Origin of the sequence: Paenibacillus sp. CR_12 (genome assembly GCF_041953985.1) — a bacterium.
In the GTDB taxonomy this organism is placed as follows: Bacteria; Bacillota; Bacilli; order Paenibacillales; family Paenibacillaceae; genus Paenibacillus_AQ; species Paenibacillus_AQ lautus_A.
Genome location: NZ_JAVFHO010000010.1, coordinates 49,845 through 72,270 on the forward strand (window position 1 = coordinate 49,845; position 22,426 = coordinate 72,270).

Consider the following 22,426-nt stretch of genomic DNA (forward strand, 5'->3'; position numbering starts at 1 on the left):
CACGGTTTGAAGACCTTTGACTTAAAAATCGTATGGACGGCGCTGGGCTATTTGCTGAAGGCTGCAGTGCTCATGATTTTCATCTTTCCGTTCCTGTGGATGATCTCCACATCGCTCCAGACATTCCGGGAGACGATGACGTTTCCGCCGACGTGGATTCCGGCTTCGCCGCAGTGGGGGAATTTCGCGGAAGCGATGAATGCGGGGCCTTTCCTGACCTATTTCAGGAACTCGGTTGTCGTCACCGGTTCCATCATCGTACTGCAGTTCCTGATCATGATTCCGGCCGCGTATGCTTTTGCCAAGTATAAATTCCCGGGAAAAACGCTGCTGTTCGGCATGATCCTGCTGGCCTTCATGATCCCGGGACAGGTTACGTTCATTCCGGTTTATCTGATGATGGCGGATTGGGGATTGGTCAAAACCCTGCTCCCGCAGATCATTCCGTTCGTTTCGAATGCCTTCGGCATCTTCCTGCTGCGGCAATACTTCATGCAGATTCCGGAGGAAATCATCGAAGCGGCCCGTCTGGATAACGCCAGCGAGTTCAAAATCATCCGGAAGATCATGATCCCCATGTCGAAGCCGGCACTCGCCACCATTGCGCTGTTCAGCTTCGTCAGTCATTGGAACGACTATTTCTGGCCGCTTGTCATGACCGATTCGGCAGCCGTCCGGCCGCTGACCTTGGGGATCGCCATGCTGCGGGAGACCGAGGGCATCAGCAACTGGCATATCATCATGGCCGGCAACGTGATTCTGGTGGTGCCCATCCTGCTTGTATATTTGTTCTGTTCGAAGCACATCGTGAAGGCTTTTGTTTATTCAGGCATTAAATAATTACAGGAAATGACAGGTTTCAGCCATTCATAATCGAATAATTAATGGAGGAATGAATCACATGAAATCCAAATGGTATACACGCCTATCCGTCATCCTGCTGTTCAGTTTGCTTGCCGCATGCGGTGGAGGAGGTTCGGCCGAGCCCGGCGAAGCACCGGGAAGCGGGGGAACCGAAGCCCCGTCCGGAGACAAGGGGAAAACCACGGTGCAGTTCTGGCACTCGCTGGGAGGCAAGAACGGGGAATACATGGATGCGCTCATTCAGCGCTTTAATGCATCCCATGAGGATATCGAAGTCGTAGGCACCTTCCAGGGCAGCTACGACGAAACGGTAACCAAGCTGCAGCAGGCGATTGCATCCGGCACCGGCCCGGATGTCAGCATGCTCGAGCGAGCCTACATCCAGATGTTCGCCGATTCGGAGGTCCTTGAGGATCTGACGCCTTTTCTTGAAGGCTCCGGCATCAGCGCAGACGACTTCACTGCCGGTTTAATGGGACACTCCACCTTCAATGATCAATTGGTGTCGCTGCCGCTGAACCGTTCCACCCCGATCCTGCACGTGAACAAAACCTTGCTGGATGAGCTCGGGCTTCAAATCCCGACGACATGGGAGGAAATGAAGGAGGTCGCGAACGCGCTGGTGGTCAAGGAAGGCAGCGAGTATAAGCGATACGGCGTTACGATGCCCTACGACACTTGGTATCCGATTGCCATGATTTCGCAAGCCGGCGGCACGTTCTTCAATAAGGACAATACGTCGATCGGCTTTTCGGATAACGGTGCCGGAGCCAAAATGTTCACTTACCTGAAAGACCTGCAAAGCACGGGCGCTTTGTATTATCCGCCCGCTCAGGATTCCGGCAACATCGTAAACAGCATGTTTGTGGAAGGCAAAGTCGGGATGATGTACCAATCCACGGGATCGATCGGCGGATTGTCCAGCGCGGTGGATTTCGAATACGTGACGGCATTCCTGCCTAAGGACGAAGTATATGCGAATCCGACCGGAGGCGCGAACGTGACGATGCTGTCTTCTTCCAAGAACAAGGAAGCGGCATGGGAGTTCATCCGGTGGATGGAGATGGAAGAGGAAGGCGCTCTTGAATTTATTTTGCAATCCGGTTACCTGCCTTTCACGAAGAAGATGGTGGAGTCGGAGAAGATCCAAGAACTGTGGGCCAAAGAACCGAACCGCAAAGTCGCCTATGATCAGCTGGAATTCGCTACGGATACCAATAAGGATGTGGCATGGCCTGAGATTATGCATGAGTTCTTCTCCGCCATGGAAGCGATCATGTATGACAGCAAGGATATCCCGGCGACGCTGGATACCTTCAAGAAAGAGACGGAACGGATTTTGGCCCAATAACAACAGGTAAAGGAGTGGCAGGACATATGATCGAACGACTACGGGAGCCATCCTCTATGATGGTGGCTGCTCATCGCGGATATAAATCGGCTTATCCGGAAAATACGCTGCTGGCCTTTCGCAAGGCACTGGAGTTAGGCGTTGACATGCTGGAGTTTGATCTTCGGCTGACGAAGGATAAGGAGGTGGTGGTTATCCATGATGCAACGGTTCAGCGTACGAGCAATGGCGCCGGCGAGGTAAGGGATTACACGCTTGCGGAGCTGAAGGCTTTGGATGCGGGCGGCTGGTTTGCCCGGGAATTCGAAGGCTTGAAGATCCCGACGCTTGCGGAGCTTTGCGAACTGCTTCGGGAATACCCCGAGGTTCTGTGCAACGTGGAGATTAAGCCCAGTCCCGATGCCCAAGAGGCCGCCGACCTGGCGATTGACATGCTGAACCGGTACGGGTACCTGCCGCGCTGCGTATTCACCTGCTTCGATGCTCAGGTTCTGACCTATATCCATGAAACGCATGGCCAGAAGACTCAGGGGTTTCCGGGCGAGAAAATGTCCGGCTTTGACTTCGGGGAGGAGGGCACCTACGCCAAAATGTGGGGGATCGGCGTGGAGATGTCACTGCTTACGCCGGAACTCGTTGCCCGGTTCCAGGCACAGGGGCTGCTGGTCTGGAGCTATTGCCCGGACGATGAGCAGGGCGTCCGGTATTCGCTGGAGTGCGGGGTTACCGGCATGACCTGCAATGACCCGCTGCCGGCGATGGCGGTAACCGGAAAGAAGGGTACGCGGATATGACCTCCATTTTATCGAATGCCCGGAGTCTAGCGGCGGATTTACCGGCCCATCAGCTTGCGAATCTGGACGAAGTAGAGCTGGTTCAGATCCAGCACGGAGCGTTAGACGAGGTGGCGGGCTACCTTGAGACGAAACGGTGGACCTCGGTGGTCATGGTCGTGGACGGTAATACCTATGACCAGGCGGGCCGGAGGCTTTCGAATCTCCTCGCGAAATCATCGATTGGGGTCCAGGTCACCCGGCTGCTTCCGGACCGGAAGGGAGATGTCATCGCGGATGAAGTATCCCTGGTCCAGGTCATATTGGATATCCAGCATAGCGGGGCGAAGGCGGTGCTGGCGGTAGGCGGAGGGACGATTCACGATATTAGCCGGTACGCCGCCTATACCGCGGGCGTTCCGTTCATCTCCGTACCTACGGCCGCATCGGTGGATGGATTTAATTCCAAGGGAGCGCCGATCATTATACGGGGCGAGAAGATAACGATTCCGGCCATCGGACCGAGCGCGATATTCGCGGACGTCGATATTCTCATGGCTGCTCCCTCCGAGTTAACCGCGGCCGGATTCGGGGATATGCTGGGCAAGTACACATCGCTGTTCGACTGGAGGTTTGGCAGTTTGGTGGCCGACGAGCCCTATTTGCAAATTTCGGCGGATATGACGAAATCCGCGCTCAGCCAGTGCGTGAACGCGGTGGAACAGATTGCGAAGCGGAGCGAGGAGGGCGTACGCATCTTGATGGGGGCGCTCGTCGAATCCGGACTGGCGATGCTGCTGTTCGGTCAATCCCATCCGGCTTCGGGTTCGGAGCATCACCTGTCCCATTATTGGGAGATGGAGTTTATCCGTCTGGGGAAGAAACAGCTGCTGCACGGTGCCAAAGTAGGAGCCGCTTGCGTGGAAATCTCGAAGCTGTATCATCGTATCGGAGAGCAGGGGATCGAGCTGAACGGAGGCTCCTCCCCGGGTGCGGAAGATATAGAACGGCGAATGGCGCTGCACTGGAACGACATCCGGTCGCATATTACGCATCTCCCGGAGCCGGAAGTGCTGGGCGATCTGATGCGCATGGTAGGCGGACCGGCCGGGGTGTCGGAGCTTCCGATCGGAGATGGGCTGCTGGAACGGAGCCTGGCTGAGGCCCACAAGGTTCGATACAGCCGCTACACGCTGCTCCATGCTTACAACGAACAAAGATCCTTATTTGTCCATTAAGGCAGGTTAAAGGTCGACGAGTGAAATAAGGCTGTCCCTCAAGCAGATCTTTCTGCTTCAATGGGGCAGCCTTTTTGGCTTTTCTGCAGCTGTGCTTTGATTCTGCCCGGCTTACGAAGACGGCCAGCGCCCCAAAGACTGAGGGGGGTGCCGCCGCTGCCGATCGCCAACAAGGTCTAAAGATATATGTAATTTATTTCATTTGAATAGGCATTTAGAACTATCGCCCATCTATTTTTACATAAACGACCTAAAAGTCGAATTATGTAAAAAGTTTCGCCAAACTCTCAAATATTGGACAAATGCTACCGATAACTTATAAAGCGGAGTCTTATCTCCCCATTTTACACCAACATTTTTCGACATTGCCTGTTCGTTTTGTATGTAGAGAGAAAGTCCTTACAGAAAAAAGAGCACTTGCAAAAATTTTGGACGAATGATCGGATAGGACCAAAGCGCTACTTATTGGGGGAGGATTTACAGCATGCTAAAGAGTCTTAAGCAAAAGATGATTACAATGATTTGTTTGCTCTTGCTAGTCAGTCTTGGATCCGTTTTTGCCGTAACTTACAGTCGGTCATCTGACTTGCTGCAGGAGAGCTTGGACAAGGAAGCTCAGCTTAGCGCGGAGAAGCTTGCGCTTCAGATCGACCAATTTCTTGATGTGGAGATTGCCAAGGTGGAAAGCATCGGGAAATTCATTACGGGTAACAAAGAGCAGGATCTGCAGCTGATTCAGGCTGCGCAGGAAGTGAACAAGGAATTTGAGACCTTCTTCTTCTCGTACGATTTGACGGGGAAGAACGTCATTAACTTTCTGGGCGAGGTGACCGACGTGTCCGACCGCGTCCATTATCAGGAAGCCGGGAAGGGCGAAGGCAAGCTGGTCGTGTCGGAGCCGGTGCTTTCCAAACGGACGGGCAATAACATCGTTACGATGATCATTCCGCTGATGAAGGATGGAAAACAGTACGGCTACATGGGCTCCACCCTTCCGATCAACGAAGTTCAGAAAACAGTATCGTCCCAAACGTTCGGAGACACCGGATATGCCTTTCTTCTGAGCAAATCGGGGACGTTCATGTGGTATCCGCAAGAGGAGCTTGTCCTTCAATCCAACGTGAAGGACGTTGACAGCGCCGGATTAACGAAGGCCTACGAAGAGGTCAGCCAGGGCAGACCAGGCGAGTTCGATTATGTATTGGAAGGTACCGAGTATTCGGCGGCTTATGCACCGTCCAACTTGAACTGGGGGGTCTTCGTGACGGCACCGACCCATGAGCTGAATGCTCCAATCAAGGAGATGTCGTTTACGTTAGTCATTATCTCGGTTGCGGCCCTGGTCGTATCCGCCGCTGCAGCAATTTGGTTCACGGCCCAGATCGTCCGGCCGATCCGCAGGCTCAACACGGCTGTGAAGGAAGTCGCAGCAGGCGATTTGACCAAGACCATTCAGGTTAGCGGCAAGGATGAGGTGGCCGTTCTTTCCAGCGATTTCAACCAGACGGTATCGCATCTGAAGCATCTGGTCCTCGGCGTGAACGATTCCTCCCGCCAGGTCATGTCGGTGACGGAAACCGTCTCGAGCGGGGTCGATACGGCCATGGACAGCGTGGACCGAATCGGATCCTCCATTCGCCAAATTGCCAGCGGAGCGCAAGCTCACGCCTCAAGCTCCAACGAAATCGCTACGTCCATGAGCGACATGGCCAGCGGGATCGTCAAAATCGCCGAGACGTCCTCTATGGTGTCCGAAGCCGCGCAGGAAGCTGCCAGCCAAGCGGAGACCGGATCGGTTGTCGTTGAGCAAGCCGTGAAACAGATCGGCAACATCGGCGAGGGTACATCCAAAGTCGGCACGGCGATCGAGCGTTTGAATGAGCGTTCCTCGGAAATCGAGCAAATTTTGAGCTTTATCACGGAAGTCACCTCCCGGATTCGACTGCTGTCCCTGAACGCCTCCATCGAGGCTGCCAGAGCGGGCGAGCATGGACGCGGCTTTGCGGTCGTGGCTGAAGAAGTCAAGAAGCTGGCGGGACAGTCCGAGGTTTCGACCGATCAGATAGCGAAGCTGATTACGGAAATTCGCGAGGACACAATCAACGCCGTACAGGTCATGGACGTCAGCCGTAAGGATGTACAGGACGGCATTGCGTTGATTGAAGATGTGCGCGAGAAATTCGATAACATTCTGAATGCGACCCGCAACGTGGCGGATCACATTCTGGAAGTATCGGCGGCATCCGAAGAAATGTCCGCTGGATCGGAACAGGTCAGCGCTTCGGTTGAAGAGCTGAAATCCATTGCGGATCTGACTTCCAATGATGCACAGAACGTGACGGCTGCCATGGAAGATCAGATTGCAACCATCAAGGAGATTTCAAACTCCGTAAAACAACTGGAGACGGTCGCCCAGGAGCTCAGCAAAGAGCTCGGCAAATTCAGTCTCTAACATTCCCTGGATCTTACGGACCGCGCGTAACGGTACTTGAGAGGGGGGATGCCTGGAAGGAAAACGGCTCAAATCGCAAGCGTGCAAGGCAGTAAGTCAGAGGAAGTACCGGCAAGAAGAGGTTTGACGTTTCAAGGCAGATCGATGCCGCTGCCCACTAAGGGGCATCACGAAGTACAACTAGAAGAAAACTGGAGGAAACGAAATCATGGCTAAAAATTGGAAAAAGGTATTACTGGCAGGGGTAGTCAGCTTATCATTGGTAGCAACGGGCTTTGCGGCAAACGAGGTCCTCACATCACCGGAGGTATCGGCTAAATCCGCCTCGACCAATGCACCTGGTCAACTGAAGAAGCAAGCGGCTTCCCAGCTTGACGAAATTATAGAAAGAGGCTACATCCGGGTTGGTATGACAGGGGATTACAAACCGTTTACATATTTGAATCCTGCTACAAAAGAGTATGAAGGTTATGACGTTGACGCCATGGAAGAGCTCGGTAAAGACCTTGGCGTGGAAGTACGCTACGTCAACACGACTTGGTCCAACATGATGAAGGACTTGCAAGCTGATAAGTTCGACATCGCAGTGGGCGGCGTTACCCGCAACACGGCTAGACAAAAAACGGCTTATGTATCCCAAGGGTACATTTCCTTCGGTAAAGCCCCATTGATCCGTGCAGAAGACAAAGACAAATACCTGACGGTTGAAGACATCAATAAACCTTCGGTTCGCATCGGCGTAAATCCGGGCGGAACGAACGAAGTATTCGTGCGCGAGCACTTGACCAAAGCGAATGTGACGGTTGTTCCGAACAACCTGGATATCCCGCATTTGGTAGCGGACGGTACGTATGACGTGATGATCACCGATACAATCGAAGCGATCACTTATGCGAAGGCGGATTCCAGACTGTATGCCGCTTTGACGGACAAGCCGTTCACGAACAGCGAAAAAGGCTACATGATTCCTCGCGGCGACTTTGAATATGCAAGCTATCTGGAAATGTGGATCGACGAAATGAAGCTGCAAGGCAAGTTTGCGGACATTCATAAAAAATGGCTGGAGTAGGTTGGATCAGGCTATAAACAGATAGCCAATCCCTGCCAGCAGATCAGGTTGAAGAACCTGATCTGCTGGCTTTTTTGTTGTGTCCAATAAGGTGAAGAGAGCGCCGCCTCGGCGTCCGGGAGGTTTACCAACCAAGCAAATAGGGTAGTAAATTAACATGGACATCGACCATATAACATCAGGATAGGAAACGGGGGGCAGACCATGAAGCTAGCTAAATGGATCGCGGCGTGTTTGATGACCGTATGGATGCTGACCGCTTGCGGCGCTCAAGAGGAGTCAGGACGCGTGCAGATTGAGTTTTTTCAGAACAAGCCTGAAGCGAAAGGCTCCTTTGATGCACTCATTGAGAAATTTAACGAGTCCCAGTCCGAGATCAAGGTGGTTCAGGTAAATCCGCCGGATGCGGAGACGGTGCTCAAGACAAGAGTCGTCAAGAATGACATTCCTGACATTATCGGCATGGGTGCAACCGATACGTATTCATTGCTGGCCCAAAGCGGCATATTTACGGATTTGACGGATAACCCGCTGCTGAGCCGGGTGGATGAGACTTATGTCCAGATGCTGAAGGACGTAGCGGGCATGGACGAGGTTACGGGCATTCCCTATTCCACTAACGCTAACGGCGTCATGTACAATAAGGAAATTTTCAAGGAGCTGGGGCTCAGCGTTCCCAAGACCTGGGACGAGCTGCTGGCTACGGCGCAGAAGGCCAAGGATGCGGGGAGAATCCCGTTTTATTTCACATATAAAGACGATTGGCAGACGGTGCTGCCGTTTAACGCATTGGCTTCCAACCTGGAAGGCATTGAATTTTACATGGATCGGCGGGAAGGCACCGTAACGTTTGCCGAGAAATACCGGGAGATTGCGGAGAAACAGCTCGCGCTGATGGATTATGGCCATGGGGACAACTTCGGCAAAAACTATGCGGACGGGAACCGGGATTTCGCAAGGGGAGAATCCGCCATGTATATCCAAGGAACCTGGGCCATACCGGAAATCCGGAAGGCGAATCCGGATGCGCCGATCGGCTTCTTTCCGCTGCCGACCGGCGATCGTCCGGAGGAGAATAAACTGATTTCGGGCGTAGATACCTTACTGGCTATTTCCGAGGATTCGAAGCATAAAGAGGAGGCTCAGCGTTTCATTCAATTTTTGCTGGAGCCTGAGAATAGCAAGCAATATATAACGGAGCAAACGCTGTTCTCCACCGTGGAGGGCGTGAAGCAGGAGGATCCCGCCGTCGCAGAGCTGCTGCCTTACCTGGAGCGGGGCCAGGTCATCGATTTTGCCGACCACTACATTCCCGCGGCGGTGCAACTGAACTCGGTGATCCAATCCTTCCTCCAGAACCGGGATATCGACGGGTATCTGAAGAAGCTGGACACCGAATGGGACAAGGTAGCTGACAGGCGTTAACGGGCGGAAGGCGGTATTTTCTTCACACGATATCCAAGAAGCATTGAGGAGGACCCAACATGAACAAGCGGCTTATGCCTTATTACTTGATGACCGTGCCGGCGGTCGTGCTGTTCTTCGTATTTCTGACGCTGCCGGCTTTGCAGGGGGTGTATTACTCCTTCACGAACTGGAACGGATTCGGCGATAACTTCGACTTCATCGGTTTCAAGAATTACGTCAATCTGTTTAAGGATGGCAACGTGGGCAATGCGTACTGGTTCACATTCAAATTCGCGGTCGTGGTCACCATCCTCATCAACATCTTCAGTCTGCTGATTGCCATGGGACTGAACGCCAGAATCAAGGCGAGGAATTTCTTTCGGGGCATCTATTTTCTTCCGAATATTCTGAGCGTTCTGATTGTAGGTTACATATTCAACTATCTGTTCTCGAATGTGTTCACCATTTGGGGACAGAACCTGGGGATCGGGTGGCTGTCGACCAATATCCTGGGCAGTGAACAGCATGCTTGGATCGGCATCGTGGTGGTCGCGGTATGGCAGGGCATTGCCTACAACACGATTCTGTATCTTGCCGGACTCCAGACCATTCCCGGTACGCTTTACGAGGCTTCCAACCTCGATGGAGCGAACCGCTGGCAGGAGTTCTGGAAAATAACGTTTCCTCTGATCGCGCCGTTCTTTACGATCAATATGGTGCTGGCGATGAAGAATTCCCTGATGGTCTTTGATCAGATCGTAGCCCTCACCAACGGCGGCCCGGGGCGGGCAACGCAGTCCATCTCCCACCTGATTTATACCGGCGGCTTCGAGGGAGGCGAGTTTGCTTACCAATCGGCTAACTCCGTGATCTACTTCATCCTGATTGCCACGATATCGATTGTGCAGATTCGGTTCCTGCAGAGAAGAGAGGGGGACATGTAATGCGGACGAAAACCAACTGGACGGTGATGATTCTCATCACATTGGGTACGATATTGATCCTGTTTCCGCTGTATATGACGATCACGATTGCGCTCAAAACGCCGGAGGACATGCTGGCATCGGTGTTCGGCCTGCCGAAAGACCTGCATTTCGAGAATTTCGCCAACGCCATAAAAATGACGAATTTCTTCCATGCGCTGGGCAACAGCGCCATGGTGACAACGGCAACGGTGGTGCTGACCCTGTTGACGAATTCGCTCGTCGCTTATGCCATTGCCCGCAATATGAACCGGAAGTTCTTCAAAGGCTTGTACTTCTATTTCATCAGCGCGATGTTTATTCCGTTCCCGATCATTATGCTGCCGCTGGTCAAGCTGACGGCCGGGTTCCATATGACGAATCTGGTCGGGCTCACCATCCTGCATACCGTCTATGCCTTGGCGTTTAACGTATTTGTGTACGTAGGTTATATCAAATCCATCCCGGTTGCGCTGGAGGAAGCAGCCCGAGTGGACGGCACGTCGACTTGGGGAACATTCTGGAGAATCATATTCCCGATTATGGCACCGATCAATGCGACGGTAGGCATTCTGATCTGCCTCTCGACCTACAATGACTTCCTGCTGCCGCTCATCATCATCAGCGATACGAATTCCTACACGCTGCCGCTGGTGCAGTATATATTCCAAGGGCAGTTCAACACGGACTTCAATCTGGCCTTTGCCTCTTACCTGATGGCGATGCTGCCGATGATCATCATCTATCTATTCGCGCAAAAGTGGATCATCAACGGCATTACGCAGGGGGCTGTAAAATAAGGCGGCTACGCATTTCCTAGGAGCACTTAGTCCTCTCAGCCCTTCGCTGCAGCAGGGGGCTGCGGAGCCCGCAATCAGCAGCATGTCCTTGTGCGACCCATCATAACGAAAAGCTGTATTCCGGCATGATGTCATGCCTGGAATACAGCTTTTTTGCTGCCGCCAGGGTTCCAATCGGCGAAGGATCCCCTGGTTTATGGCGTGTCCTTATTATAATTTCAGCATGTTCCGCTTCTCCGCATCCGGGTCCTCGATGATCCTGCTGTCGTTGTTGAATATCATCGTTGAACGCAAAGCCGGATCATAAGCTGGCCACGGCAGCGCCTCGGTATCCGGCGAGCCGTTCCGCGCAAATGCAATCCAGGCATCCTGGATCCGGTCCGACAGGGCTTGCGTAGCCGCATCGACTTGAACGCCGATGTTCTCAAACAGCGCCAGCGTGTTGAATACAAACGGGATTTCCAGGGCATGCATCGCTTTGCCGAGCACCGGATGGTCCGGCAAGGTCCAATCGAACCGGTACATCCATACCGGCGCGTGTTTGCTCTGTGCGGAAGCGAATTGCAGGGCCGAGCGCCAGAAGTACAGATCGGTCATAATCTGGGCATGTCCGTCGATGCTGTACGGGTATTCCTTGGTGATGGGGGCGGCATTCTCAATGCCGGTCATCATCTCCACGGTGCGGACTAGAACGTCTTCCTTCACAAGCGGCATGTCCGGCCGGAAGAACAAAGCCCCTTCATCGAGATTCGTCCCGATCAGGATCGGCACGTCCTTGGCCCATCCCGATTGGATGGCCTGCAGCGGATCATGCGGCAAAGTGCCCGGATCCAGAACCGGCTGAAAGATCATGTTGACGCCGGGTCCGATCTGCTTCTTCAGCCGTTCCCCGGCTTCGAATATCGACTCGCCTGTCAGGGAATCCAGCTGATGGATGTTGTCAGGCGTAATGTCCAGCTCCTTAAGCAGGCCGGCCGTTATCATCCGTGCCTGTTCCGGAACCATGACCTGGGCAGCGCCGCTCTCCATGATCGCCCGGTGGAACAGTCCCTTGGCTGCAGGCATCGCCAGTAACGCCGCAATGCTCATGCTGCCCGCTGATTCCCCGAATACCGTAATCTGCTCCGGATCGCCGCCGAAGGCCGCGATATTGTCCCGCACCCATTCCAGGGCAGCGATCTGGTCCAATAAACCGGTATTGGAGGAATAGGCTTCGCCGTATGGAGAGAGATGGAGAAAGCCGAGGGGGCCCAGCCGGTAATTGAGGGTAACCACGATCACGTCTCCTCGGAGAACGAAGGGCGCGCCGTTATAGCTTGGCAAGCTGCCCGAGCCTGTGACAAAAGCGCCCCCGTGAATCCATACCATGACGGGCAGCGGCTCCGCCGGCATGTTCCGGGGTGCCCACACATTGAGATATAGGCAATCCTCGGATACCGTCTTGGTCACGCCGCCGCCAAGCATGCTGGATGTGGATTCAAGCGGCTGAAGGCACATGGGACTGAAAGCGGTGGTTTCTCTAATCCCGTCCCATGAATCGGGGGGCACAGGAGAACGGAACCGCAGCGGGCCAACCGGTGGCTTCGCATAGGGAATTCCCTTCCATACGCGCACTCCGTTTTCCGTAAGGCCTTGAATGCGCCCGTCTTTCGTTTGTACGACAAGTTCTGACATGTTCTCGCTACACCCTTTCTCTCTGCTCTATATATACACTTTACCAAGTTAGCGGCATAAGTTCAAAAAAGCACGAATCCTGAGGAATACAGGCAGGAATGTCATGTTACATGAAGAATGTAACAGGGTGGGCGGTATCGCGGACGTCGGATACGGCATCACCTGATGATCCATGTCATTATAGGCATACTGGAGGGATAAGCATGAACATAGCGATATTGGGCTGCGGCACGATGGGGACGGCCTATGCGCACAATTTGGCGAAAATGCCGGGAGTAACGGTGACGGGCGTGGTCGATATAAACGCCGAACGAGCGGAGCGCGCTGCAGCTTTGACCGGGGCGAAGGCATACACGGATGTAGAGTCGCTGTTTGAACAAAAAGATTTGGAAACGGTTGCGGTGTGTCTGCCCACCTATCTCCACAAACCGTTTGTACTGAAACTGGCCGAAAAAGGGCTGCACGTCATCTGCGAAAAGCCGGCAGCATTAACGCTGGAGGATGCGCAGGAGATGAAGGCGGCCTGCGAGAAGCACGGAGTCCGGTTGTTTATCGGACATGTCGTCCGGTTCTTCCCGAACTATCACGATGCCTATCGGCAGGCCCGCTCGGGGAATATCGGAACGCCGAAGATGGCTCACTTTAAGCGGTACGGTTCCTACCCGCAGGGAATGGATGGATGGTACAACGACCCTGGCAAGAGCGGCGGCGTCATCATGGATCTGATGATTCATGACATCGATTTTGCCTGCTGGCTGTTCGGGGAAGTGGAGTCGGTATATGCTTCCACCGTAAAGCGGGCCGAGCCGCAGATGGAGTACGCCCAGCTTACGCTTCATTTTAAAAATAGCGCCATCGCGAGTCTAACCGGATATTGGGGGTATCCCGGTCCATTTACGACGCAGTTCGAGATCTCGGGAGACCAAGGCATCGTACGATTCGACAGCAATCAGGTACAGTCCCTGGACTTGAAATTGGCTAGCGCCGAGGCCGGGGAGGGAGCTGCTGTGCAGGTTCCTTCCAGTCCGAGCCTCCATGACCCTTATTATAACGAGGTGCAGCATTTTATCGAGTGCATCCGAAACGGCAGCGAGCCGCTCGTCAGCATCAAGGATGCTTGCTACGCCGTTGAAATCGCTCAGGCAGCGGAGCAATCGGCACAAACTGGACAGCCCGTGATGATCGGAGGGACGGTTTCATGAAAAAGGTGAAAGTAGGGTTTATCAGCTTTGCCCATATGCATGCGGCAAGCTATCTCTTCGGCATGCTGAAGCGGGATGACGTCGAGGTGATCGGAATCGCGGACGAAGACGCGGAGCGCGTTCGCCCTTACTCCGTGGATCGGGGGATTCCGTATTATGCCGACTATAATGAATTGCTGGCACAAGAACTGGATGCCGTAGTCATCTGTTCGGAGAACGCGCGTCATGCGGAAATTACCAAACGCGCCGCTGCGGCGGGCAAGCATGTGCTGTGCGAGAAGCCGCTGGGCCTATCGGAAGCCGAGATGCTGGAGATGATTCAGGTATGCAAGGATAACGGCGTTCAGCTCATGACCGCTTTTCCTTGCCGATTTATTTCGTCCGTACGCCAGGCGAAGGAAGCGATTGACGCAGGGCAGATCGGTGACATTTTGGCTATGAAGGGAACCAACCGGGGAACCATGCCGGGCGGCTGGTTTATTGAACGGGAGAAATCGGGCGGCGGCGCCGTATTGGATCATACCGTCCATGTGATGGACCTGATGCACTGGTTTACCGGCAGCAAGGCCGAGGAAGTGTACGCCCATGCGGAAACGCTGTTCAACGATACCGAGATTGACGACGCCGGCATGGTCCACGTCAAATTCGCGAACGGCGTCGTGGCCGTGCTGGACCCAAGCTGGTCCCGCAACCGCACCTTCCCGACATGGGGGGACGTAACGCTTGAGATCATCGGCACCAAAGGCGTGCTGAACATTGATTCTTTTGCCCAGAAGAACGATGTATACAGCGATGTGACCGGTAAAGCGTCGTGGAGCTTCTGGGGCGATGATATGGACGAAGGCCTCGTCAACAGCTTTGTCGAAAGCATCCGCGACGGCAAGCCGGTCGAAATTACCGGGGAAGACGGCTACCTCTCCGCCCGGGTTGCCATTGCAGCGTACGAGTCTGCAAGCACCAAGCGCACCGTTCAGCTGAAGCCGCAGGGATAGTGCGGTTTTGCCGATAAAGCCGGGGAGCGGGAAATTCCCGTTATGTAATGTGAGCGTGCAGGGATTCGTCCTTGAAGAATAAGCAGCAGCGCAATCGTCTTTAGGATGACACTTCTGCCTACGGCCGGAAGCGCCGATGCCTGTGAAGTACGGGGCTATGCCTTTGTTAGAGGCGCAGTCTGGCCCCTTTAGGATATGAATTCATTCCATCTAGAGGATGGATTGATGGCAGAGAACCTTGCAATTTAAGCCCCTTCGATTTTCGAAATCGAGGGGGCTTTTTTATATGAGAACAATGGGACTTCAAGGGACTTCAAAGGATGAGCGTCCCTGAATCGCAAGCAGAGGGTCTCCGCTATCTCCGCAATTTTCCGGCAAGACCTCCGAGAATATGCGCGGACCAACGGTTTTCTTAAATTGGCAAAAAAGATCAAAAACGCTTTGCTCCCTTTTGGTATCCTTAATAACAAAGGAGGGCCTGACCTTGAGTACCCAGCGTATTATCCAAAAGAGCATCGCGTACATGGAGCAGCATCTGGAGGAGCGGCTGACCCTCGCGGATATTGCATCCTATGCCGGTTTTTCGCCGTATCATTTCCACCGATTGTTTCGGAGGGAGGTCGGCATGAACATCGCGGATTACCTTAGAAAACGAAGGCTCTGTTATGCGGCGCAGCTCCTGCTGCACACCGAGGCTGCGATTATCGACATTTCCCTGCACTGTCACTTCGAGAGCCAAGAGTCGTTTACGAGAGCATTCAAAAAATTGTACGGCATGCCGCCGGGGCGTTACCGCAAAATCTTTGCGGTTCATGCCCATCATTCACATTATCCAAAAGGAGAGGATCACATGCAGCAGCAAGCTCAATCCCCATTAAAAGGCTGGTTCCTAAGCGGAAGCCACCCTCAAGATTATGAGATCGGCGTCGATCGGACCACCGTCCACCAGGGAAGTACTTCGGGTTACTTAAGAGCCCTTACGCCGATGGAGGATGGCGCTTTTGCAACCATGATGCAGCAGTTCAAAGCCGGCAAGTATGCGGGCAAGCGGATGCGCTTCTCCGGATTCGTTAAAACCGACAACGTGAAGGACTATTGCGGACTGTGGATGCGCGTCGACAATCGTGCCGAAGACGTGCTCCAGTTCGATAATATGAACAATCGGGGCATCGTCGGCAGCACGCACTGGAATCACTATGCCATCGTGCTGGACGTGCCTGAAGATAGCGCCACGATCTCGATCGGCGTCCTGCTTATGGGGACAGGCAAAGTGTGGGTGGACAGCTTCCGTTTTGAAGAGGTAGATCTCAGCGTACCGACGACGAACCTTGACGTTCACTATGAGCTGCTTGAGGAGCCCGCCAATTTATCGTTTGAAGAGTGAAGCATGCGGGGATGCGCCGTCTACGGAAATGATTGATCTTGGCTCGTCGCTGGATAGGGGATTCCCCATACAACCATTAGGCAGAAGTCTCTCCATACCGGAGGGCTTCTGTTTGTTGCCTTGGACGATGGCTTGCATCATGATATTCCTGGGGGGATGTTTGACCGCTGGATACTGGCCAGATCGAGAACCATTTAAAGCATGAATATAGCGAAAAGGAGGGTGTGCCATGCAGGTGATTACACTATGCGGCTCCACCAAGTTTAAAGCGCAATTTCGAGAAGCCGAAGCTTCGCTTACGCTTAGCGGACATATCGTCCTTAGCGTCGGTTTTTTTGAGCAGAGCGACGGGATCGAGATCACGGAAGAGCAGGAGCGCAGGCTCAAGGAGCTGCACTTCCGCAAAATCGATATGTCCGACGAAATCTTTGTGATCGATGTGAACGGGTATATCGGCGAGAGCACGCGGGCTGAGATCGAATACGCCAATGGGCATGGTAAACAGGTGCGGTATTATTCTAAGGAGCGGTTAGGTGCAGCGACCCTGTAATCGTGCAGGCAGTGCAACCGATATTGCGCACTAGGCCGGTATCTTATAGGCGCTGCAAAAGCGATACAACTTCTGGTTACGCGGTCAGTTTGAAGATTGTTGCACGCTTCATCGGTCTAAGGCGCCAATACATGCCGATATGATGCGCGTGCTGCCTTCGGTCACGGTGCGAGGATCGTGATCTTCTGCAGGAGAATGGATTAATAGTTGATAGGCTATCTAATTAGCTGAGTCGTTGAAATTACCTAACGAAAGAAATGTACGATGAATCATGGACTAACCAAATAACCGGATGAATTGACTCATTATGTATCAGAGTAACTGAATTTATAATCTGGAATATAGAGTAACTGAACTTGTTATCGTGGAGTATTGAAGTAACTGGATCTTAGCTCATCAGGTACAAATAAGGGAAATAAAAATGGAGTATAACCTTAAAGTAACTGAATAATCGATGGTTTGTACTTTAAAGTAACCGTATTTTTGATCATAACGTACCAAAATAGCGGAATATCTCACATTGCGCATCGCTAGCGGACACAGCGGACCTTATTTGATGAGAAATAAGGGGATTCGTAAATGTTTCGGACATGAGATCCGTTATTCTCTGAAAACAGGCGGATATCGAACCGGAATTCGTAACATAACGGATCTGGTGTCCGCTTATATTGAAATTCAGGCGAATTATTGAAAATAGCGGATCTCTGGTCCGGATCAGCCGCATCATGCGCACTGCTCCCTGGCCCACAGTGCGTGGTCCCGGGCATGCTGCTTGGACGTCTGTCGTCCGGCCGCTCGCCTGACACCATCCGTTTTCACTCCTTCGTCGTTAACCCCGCCCAAAACAGTTGAGATACCCGCATCCGTGTCAACAGGCTGTTCCGCTATGCCACCGTGGCAAACCCAATCGGCCTGTGCGGTCATGCCACCATGGCAAAACCAATCGGCCTGTGCGGCCATGCTGCCGTAGACCAAACCAATCGGCCTGTGCGGCCATGCTGCCGTAGACTAAACCAATCGGCCTGTGCGGCCATGCTGCCGTAGACTAAACCAATCGGCCTGTGCGGTCATGCCGCCGTAGACTAAACCAATCGGCTCCGGGTCGAAACCACAGCAGGTGTCACGACTAATAACGAGCGTGCAGCAACGCCGATAACAAAAGGCAGGTCAAGATATGAAATCTTGACCTGCCTTTTTTACCCCAAACACAGCTGCTATTATGAAGTGCCGCTCAGCTCGAAGCAGCGGAGCGTCTCCCAAACTCTAATGGTGCTATAGGCTGAGCTACTAATTACAGATAAAGCACCAACGCAATAATGGCAGCGAGCACGATCCGATAGATCGCAAACGGCACCAGCTTGATCCGGTTGATCAGCTTCAGGAAGAAGCGGATGGAGATCAAAGCGAAGACGAAAGCCGCCACGAATCCGGCGATGAAGAACGGAAGAGCCTCCAGCGTGAAGTATTCCCAGTTCTTCAGCAGCGACAGGAAGCTGGCCCCGAACATGATCGGCACGGCCATGATGAACGTAAAGTCCGCCGCCGCGCGGTGGCTCATGCCCAGCATAACGCCTCCGGAGATGGTGGAGCCGGAGCGGGAGAAGCCTGGCCAGAGCGACAGGCACTGAATCAGCCCGACGCTGAATGCCTGCCTGTACGTAATTTGATCGACAGACACCACTTTCGGCTCTTTTTTCGAGCTGACCTTGTCGGCAACGATCATGAAGATGGCTCCGATCACAAGACCGATCAGCACCGTTTCGGTGGAAAATAAATGCTCGTCAATGAGGTCCTCGAACAAGACGCCCAGAACGCCGGCCGGAATCAAACCGACGATCACCTGGCTGAGTCTCAGTCTGCCCGTACCGGCCGGTACGCCGGCTTCGGGCTTTTTGCGCTTGAGTCCCAAGAGATCCAGGAAGCGGTCCTTGAACACCACGATGACGGCGAGAATGGAGCCGAGCTGAATCACGACCTTGAACGTGTTGGCTACGTATTTCGTCAGAAACTCCTCGGATTTCAGCCACATGTCATCCACGATGATCATATGGCCGGTAGAGGATACAGGAGCGAACTCGGTCAGTCCCTCGACGATTCCCAGAATAATTGCTTTGAGGATGGTTAAAAAATCCATGACCTGCGGTCTCTCCCTTACTTAAAAATGTAAAATGTAATGATATGAATGATGCATGGCATGAAATGCGTGGTTCCAGCTTAAGCCGATTTTCTCCGCTTGCGGAAGAAGAAGAACAGGAATGCGATCACGGCCACGGCTATTACAGCATAAGCGATATTGGAATAGACGTCCATGAAGGCGACGATATTTTCCCATGAATCGCCGACGGCGGCTCCGACGGACACCAGAATGACGTTCCAGATCAAGGTACCGATGGTCGTAAAGAGCAGGAACATGCCGAACTTCATGTTGGACATCCCCGCCGGGATGGAGATCAGGCTCCGGATCAGCGGAATCATGCGGCAGAACAGCACGGTCCAGTAGCCGTATTTATCGAACCAGGCATCCGCTTTGCGGATGTCATCTTTTTTGACGCGGAGGATATGCCCCCAACGGTCCACGATTTTCTCCAGCCGTTCGACATCGAGCAGGCGTCCGATCCCGTACAGGATGACGGCACCGACCACGGAGCCGATGGTAGCTGCGATAATGACGCCGGGCACCGTCAGTTTCGTGTAGGTTGTCATGAATCCGCCGAAGGTCAGAATGACCTCGGAGGGAATCGGCGGGAACACGTTTTCCAGGGCAATCATCAGCAGGATGCCGACATAGCCGAACTTCTCCATAATGTCCGTAATCCAGTTTTCCAAAAGTTACACCTCTTTCAAAAGATAAGGAGGCCTTTGCCATCCTTTATATAAGGGTCTGCTTCAGCTTGCGCAGATATTGGCTGCGGATGAAGAAAAAGTACAGGACCTGCATCATCAGGAAGCTGATCAGCACGATGCCCATTTCAGCCGCAATGGATAAATAGAAATAGCTTTGCAGCGCGATGAAGGCAAAGATGCTGTGCACGATCGCAAGTCCGATCGGTACAAAAAACAGCAGCGCGAGCTGTCCGGTAACGATCCGCCTGAACTCCCTGTCCGTCATGCCGAGCCGGGATATCGTGGCATAATGCCTGCGGTCAAAATCCAGATCGGCATAGAGGCGGAAGTACAGGAAACTTCCAGCCGCGATAAAAAACACCGTGCCCACAAGCAAGGCCGCGAAGAGCAGCATGTTGTACAGGCTGTCCCGAAGGGCGAACAGCGTACCGCTGACCGCCAGCGCAAAGGTCCGGTCCATCTCATAGCGCACGGCACCGCCCGGAGCCAAATGGGGAACGATCCCCTCCGTCTCCGTAAAATCGTCCACGTAGAAGCCGGTGTACCGTTCCTGACGGACCGGATCCGTGACGGCGGCAAAGATGTCATCGCTGACGACAAGACCGCCGAAACGGGAATCGTCATCCATCTCCGGCAGCAAGTATTCCGGCACGCCGACATGATCGGAATAACCGATTTCACGCAGCCGGATGCCGGAATCCCGAAGCCGGTAAGAAGCGTAATCCCGGTTGCGGGTATAAGCTCTGTCGTTTTGCGAAGCAATGAGGACAAGGGCCTCCTCGCCGCTCGGCGGCTGTTCGTCAAACGGCAGTCCCGCCATCACGACGGCCGCCTTATAGTCGGAGAACGCGATCAGCGTCAACGGAATCTCCGATGGACCGGCCTGTGCGGATGCCGGTTCGGCATCCGTATATTTAACGCGAAACGATAGCGTTTCAAACGGTATTTTCCTCGACTCCAGCTCCTGCCGGATTTCGTTCAAATGCTGCTCTTCGGAGGTATCTCCCGTTTTGGCAAGATAACCGATGGCGGCCGGGAAGTCCTCGTTGAACTGCTTCGTGAGCACCGGAATGGAGGCGAATACGCCTACCGAGCAAAAAGACACGGCCAGCACGATCGTAACCATCGAAAACATCTGGGCATGATCCTTCAACCGGTACTGCAGGCTGGATAGCGAGATCAGCTTGGTTCTTCTCCAGGTGAAACGGCGGCTTTCTTTCAGCCTGCGGACGAGAGCAACCCCTAACTGCGAATAAATCAGATAAGTGCCGATCATCGTCATCAAGGTAACCGGGAACATGCGCAGCGCGAGTGTCGATGCGCTTGTCGTGGCTGCCAGGCCGTAGCTGACAAGCAGCAGGACAGCCGCCAATATGGATAACCACGGCGATGTTCTGGGCGCGGTTTTCGGCCGCTGTCCGGACTGGAACAAGTCGATGAGCGCTTTGGGCCGCAGCAGCCAGGACGTGCACAGCGAGATGATGAGAAATAGCAGCGCGTAACTCGCGATCGTCAGCCCGAGCGCGCGCAGACTCAGCCGAAACGGCAGGGGCGGGACTCCGAGAAAGGCCGAGCCTGCCATCAGGAACAGCTTGCCTGTAATGATGCCGAACAGGATGCCCGTGGCGATCGCGCTTACGCCGATGATCATATTTTCAAGAAACACCATCTTGTTAAACTGGCGGTCCGTCATGCCGTGCATGAACAGAATGCCGAACTCGCGCTTGCGGGTCTTCAAGAAAGCCCCGACGGAATACAGCACGAAGAAAAACGAGAATACGTACATAATCAGCTCTGCGCCAACCATCGCCTGGATCACGACCGGATAGAACATCTCGTCCGTGATGGAGGGGTGAAACAGGAACAGCGCGCACACAAAGAAAATCATGACGGAGAATGCGCTGCTTAAGAAATAGGCCGCGTAGGTCCGCTTGTTCCTCAGGACATTCCTAAAAGCGAATTGTCGAAAGGTCATGACTTCCTCCTCCCAGCAGCGCCAGCATGTCGATGATTTTCTGGAAAAAGGCTTGGCGGTTGTCACCGCAATACATTTCATTATATAGTTGACCGTCCTTGATGAACAAGACGCGGTCACAGTAGCTGGCTGCCACCGGATCGTGAGTGACCATGAGAATCGTTGCGGAAGCTTCTTTGCTCGAAGCGGAAAGCGTCTGCATCACTTCTTTGGAGGCTCTGGAGTCCAGGTTCCCCGTCGGCTCGTCAGCCAAAATCAGGGAGGGCTCCTGAATGAGCGCCCTCGCGATGGCGGTGCGCTGCATCTGCCCGCCGGAAATCTCATAGGTGTGCTTGTGCAGAATGGACCCGATCCCGAGCCGGTCTGCGATCCGGTTCAGCCGGATGCCCATTTCGTCCAGCGGCATGCCCTCCAGCGTCAGCGGCAGGACGATGTTTTCCTCAACGGTCAGCGTATCCAGCAGATTGAAATGCTGGAAGACGAAGCCCAGCTCCCTGCGCCGAAACAGAGCCGTATCGCTCCTGCCGAGCAGATGGGGATTGCGTCCGCCTATGATCACTTCCCCGGCCGTGGGCTGATCAATGGTCGCAATCAGATTGAGGAGCGTCGTTTTTCCGCTGCCGGAAGGTCCCATAATACCGACGAATTCGCCTTTGGAGACGTTGAAGTGAATATTGTTCAGCGCTTGGAACGCCACTTTGCCCTCGTAGATTTTGGATAGATGCTTGACGCTCAGGATGGGCATATCTTCACTCCTCTATAACGATGTTATCATTGTAAAAGATTCGTTTGCGTCCATGCCATATTCGTAACTTACAGTTACCTTACAACCTTGTAAGGTTTCTTTTGCCCGCGTAAGCAGATCGGGAATAAGCCGCAGCGGACTTAA

At 53.5% G+C, this 22,426-nt stretch carries 18 protein-coding genes; 13 read left to right on the forward strand and 5 right to left on the reverse strand.

All coding sequences use genetic code 11. The features are described 5' to 3' along the window. The first annotated feature begins 6 nt into the window (after positions 1 to 6). The 9 genes from RB297_RS26970 to RB297_RS27010 all read left to right on the forward strand — a co-directional run bounded on the left by RB297_RS26970 (position 7) and on the right by RB297_RS27010 (position 10,916). Positions 7 to 840, forward strand: a complete 834-nt coding sequence (locus tag RB297_RS26970; RefSeq protein ID WP_277747812.1) for a carbohydrate ABC transporter permease — start codon at positions 7 to 9, stop codon at positions 838 to 840. A 61-nt stretch (positions 841 to 901) separates the two neighbouring features. Next, positions 902 to 2,215, forward strand: a complete 1,314-nt coding sequence (locus tag RB297_RS26975) for an ABC transporter substrate-binding protein (protein ID WP_375121852.1) — start codon at positions 902 to 904, stop codon at positions 2,213 to 2,215. 26 nt (positions 2,216 to 2,241) lie between these two features. Then, positions 2,242 to 3,009 (forward strand): glycerophosphodiester phosphodiesterase family protein, encoded by a 768-nt coding sequence (locus RB297_RS26980; RefSeq protein WP_375121853.1) that lies wholly within the window; start codon positions 2,242 to 2,244, stop codon positions 3,007 to 3,009. Continuing rightward, complete coding sequence (locus tag RB297_RS26985) at positions 3,006 to 4,226, forward strand: sn-glycerol-1-phosphate dehydrogenase (RefSeq protein ID WP_375121854.1); 1,221 nt, start codon at positions 3,006 to 3,008, stop codon at positions 4,224 to 4,226. Before RB297_RS26980 ends, RB297_RS26985 begins: the two co-directional genes overlap by 4 nt. 484 nt (positions 4,227 to 4,710) lie before the next feature. Then, positions 4,711 to 6,678: a methyl-accepting chemotaxis protein gene (locus RB297_RS26990; protein ID WP_096777050.1), complete on the forward strand. Its 1,968-nt coding sequence runs from the start codon at positions 4,711 to 4,713 to the stop codon at positions 6,676 to 6,678. Between the two features lie 208 nt (positions 6,679 to 6,886). Then, a complete protein-coding gene (locus tag RB297_RS26995; RefSeq protein ID WP_090912662.1) occupies positions 6,887 to 7,747 on the forward strand; it encodes a transporter substrate-binding domain-containing protein in 861 nt (286 codons plus the stop codon). A gap of 204 nt (positions 7,748 to 7,951) precedes the next feature. Continuing rightward, positions 7,952 to 9,172: an ABC transporter substrate-binding protein gene (locus tag RB297_RS27000; RefSeq protein ID WP_375121855.1), complete on the forward strand. Its 1,221-nt coding sequence runs from the start codon at positions 7,952 to 7,954 to the stop codon at positions 9,170 to 9,172. Between the two features lie 59 nt (positions 9,173 to 9,231). Further along, positions 9,232 to 10,098, forward strand: coding sequence for a carbohydrate ABC transporter permease (locus RB297_RS27005; RefSeq protein ID WP_009590746.1), 867 nt, complete (start codon positions 9,232 to 9,234; stop codon positions 10,096 to 10,098). Further along, positions 10,098 to 10,916, forward strand: coding sequence for a carbohydrate ABC transporter permease (locus RB297_RS27010; RefSeq protein ID WP_012818967.1), 819 nt, complete (start codon positions 10,098 to 10,100; stop codon positions 10,914 to 10,916). The genes RB297_RS27005 and RB297_RS27010 overlap by 1 nt, the downstream gene beginning before the upstream one ends. A gap of 210 nt (positions 10,917 to 11,126) precedes the next feature. Here the strand turns inward: RB297_RS27010 and RB297_RS27015 are convergent, their stop codons facing one another. Next, positions 11,127 to 12,590 carry a carboxylesterase/lipase family protein gene (locus tag RB297_RS27015; protein ID WP_213580184.1) on the reverse strand — a complete coding sequence of 488 codons (1,464 nt, stop codon included), beginning with the start codon at positions 12,588 to 12,590 and terminating at the stop codon, positions 11,127 to 11,129. Between the two features lie 203 nt (positions 12,591 to 12,793). Here RB297_RS27015 and RB297_RS27020 point away from each other — a divergent pair, with 203 nt between their 5' ends. The 4 genes from RB297_RS27020 to RB297_RS27035 all read left to right on the forward strand — a co-directional run bounded on the left by RB297_RS27020 (position 12,794) and on the right by RB297_RS27035 (position 16,718). Next, positions 12,794 to 13,792, forward strand: a complete 999-nt coding sequence (locus tag RB297_RS27020; RefSeq protein ID WP_375121856.1) for a Gfo/Idh/MocA family protein — start codon at positions 12,794 to 12,796, stop codon at positions 13,790 to 13,792. Further along, positions 13,789 to 14,784, forward strand: coding sequence for a Gfo/Idh/MocA family protein (locus RB297_RS27025; protein ID WP_375121857.1), 996 nt, complete (start codon positions 13,789 to 13,791; stop codon positions 14,782 to 14,784). The genes RB297_RS27020 and RB297_RS27025 overlap by 4 nt, the downstream gene beginning before the upstream one ends. A 484-nt stretch (positions 14,785 to 15,268) precedes the next feature. Continuing rightward, on the forward strand, positions 15,269 to 16,168 hold the full coding sequence (locus RB297_RS27030; protein ID WP_375121858.1) for a helix-turn-helix domain-containing protein: 900 nt from the start codon (positions 15,269 to 15,271) through the stop codon (positions 16,166 to 16,168). Between the two features lie 229 nt (positions 16,169 to 16,397). Beyond that, a complete protein-coding gene (locus RB297_RS27035) occupies positions 16,398 to 16,718 on the forward strand; it encodes a hypothetical protein (RefSeq protein ID WP_012818972.1) in 321 nt (106 codons plus the stop codon). Between the two features lie 1,291 nt (positions 16,719 to 18,009). Here RB297_RS27035 and RB297_RS27040 read toward each other — a convergent pair. The 4 genes from RB297_RS27040 to RB297_RS27055 form a co-directional block, all read right to left on the reverse strand. Next, positions 18,010 to 18,852, reverse strand: a complete 843-nt coding sequence (locus RB297_RS27040; protein WP_036664481.1) for an undecaprenyl-diphosphate phosphatase — start codon at positions 18,850 to 18,852, stop codon at positions 18,010 to 18,012. Between the two features lie 80 nt (positions 18,853 to 18,932). Further along, positions 18,933 to 19,544, reverse strand: coding sequence for a DedA family protein (locus RB297_RS27045; protein ID WP_375121859.1), 612 nt, complete (start codon positions 19,542 to 19,544; stop codon positions 18,933 to 18,935). 43 nt (positions 19,545 to 19,587) lie between these two features. Further along, a complete protein-coding gene (locus RB297_RS27050; protein WP_375121860.1) occupies positions 19,588 to 21,537 on the reverse strand; it encodes an ABC transporter permease in 1,950 nt (649 codons plus the stop codon). Next, positions 21,512 to 22,282, reverse strand: a complete 771-nt coding sequence (locus tag RB297_RS27055) for an ABC transporter ATP-binding protein (RefSeq protein ID WP_192569763.1) — start codon at positions 22,280 to 22,282, stop codon at positions 21,512 to 21,514. The genes RB297_RS27050 and RB297_RS27055 overlap by 26 nt, the downstream gene beginning before the upstream one ends. Positions 22,283 to 22,426: the final 144 nt, after the last annotated feature.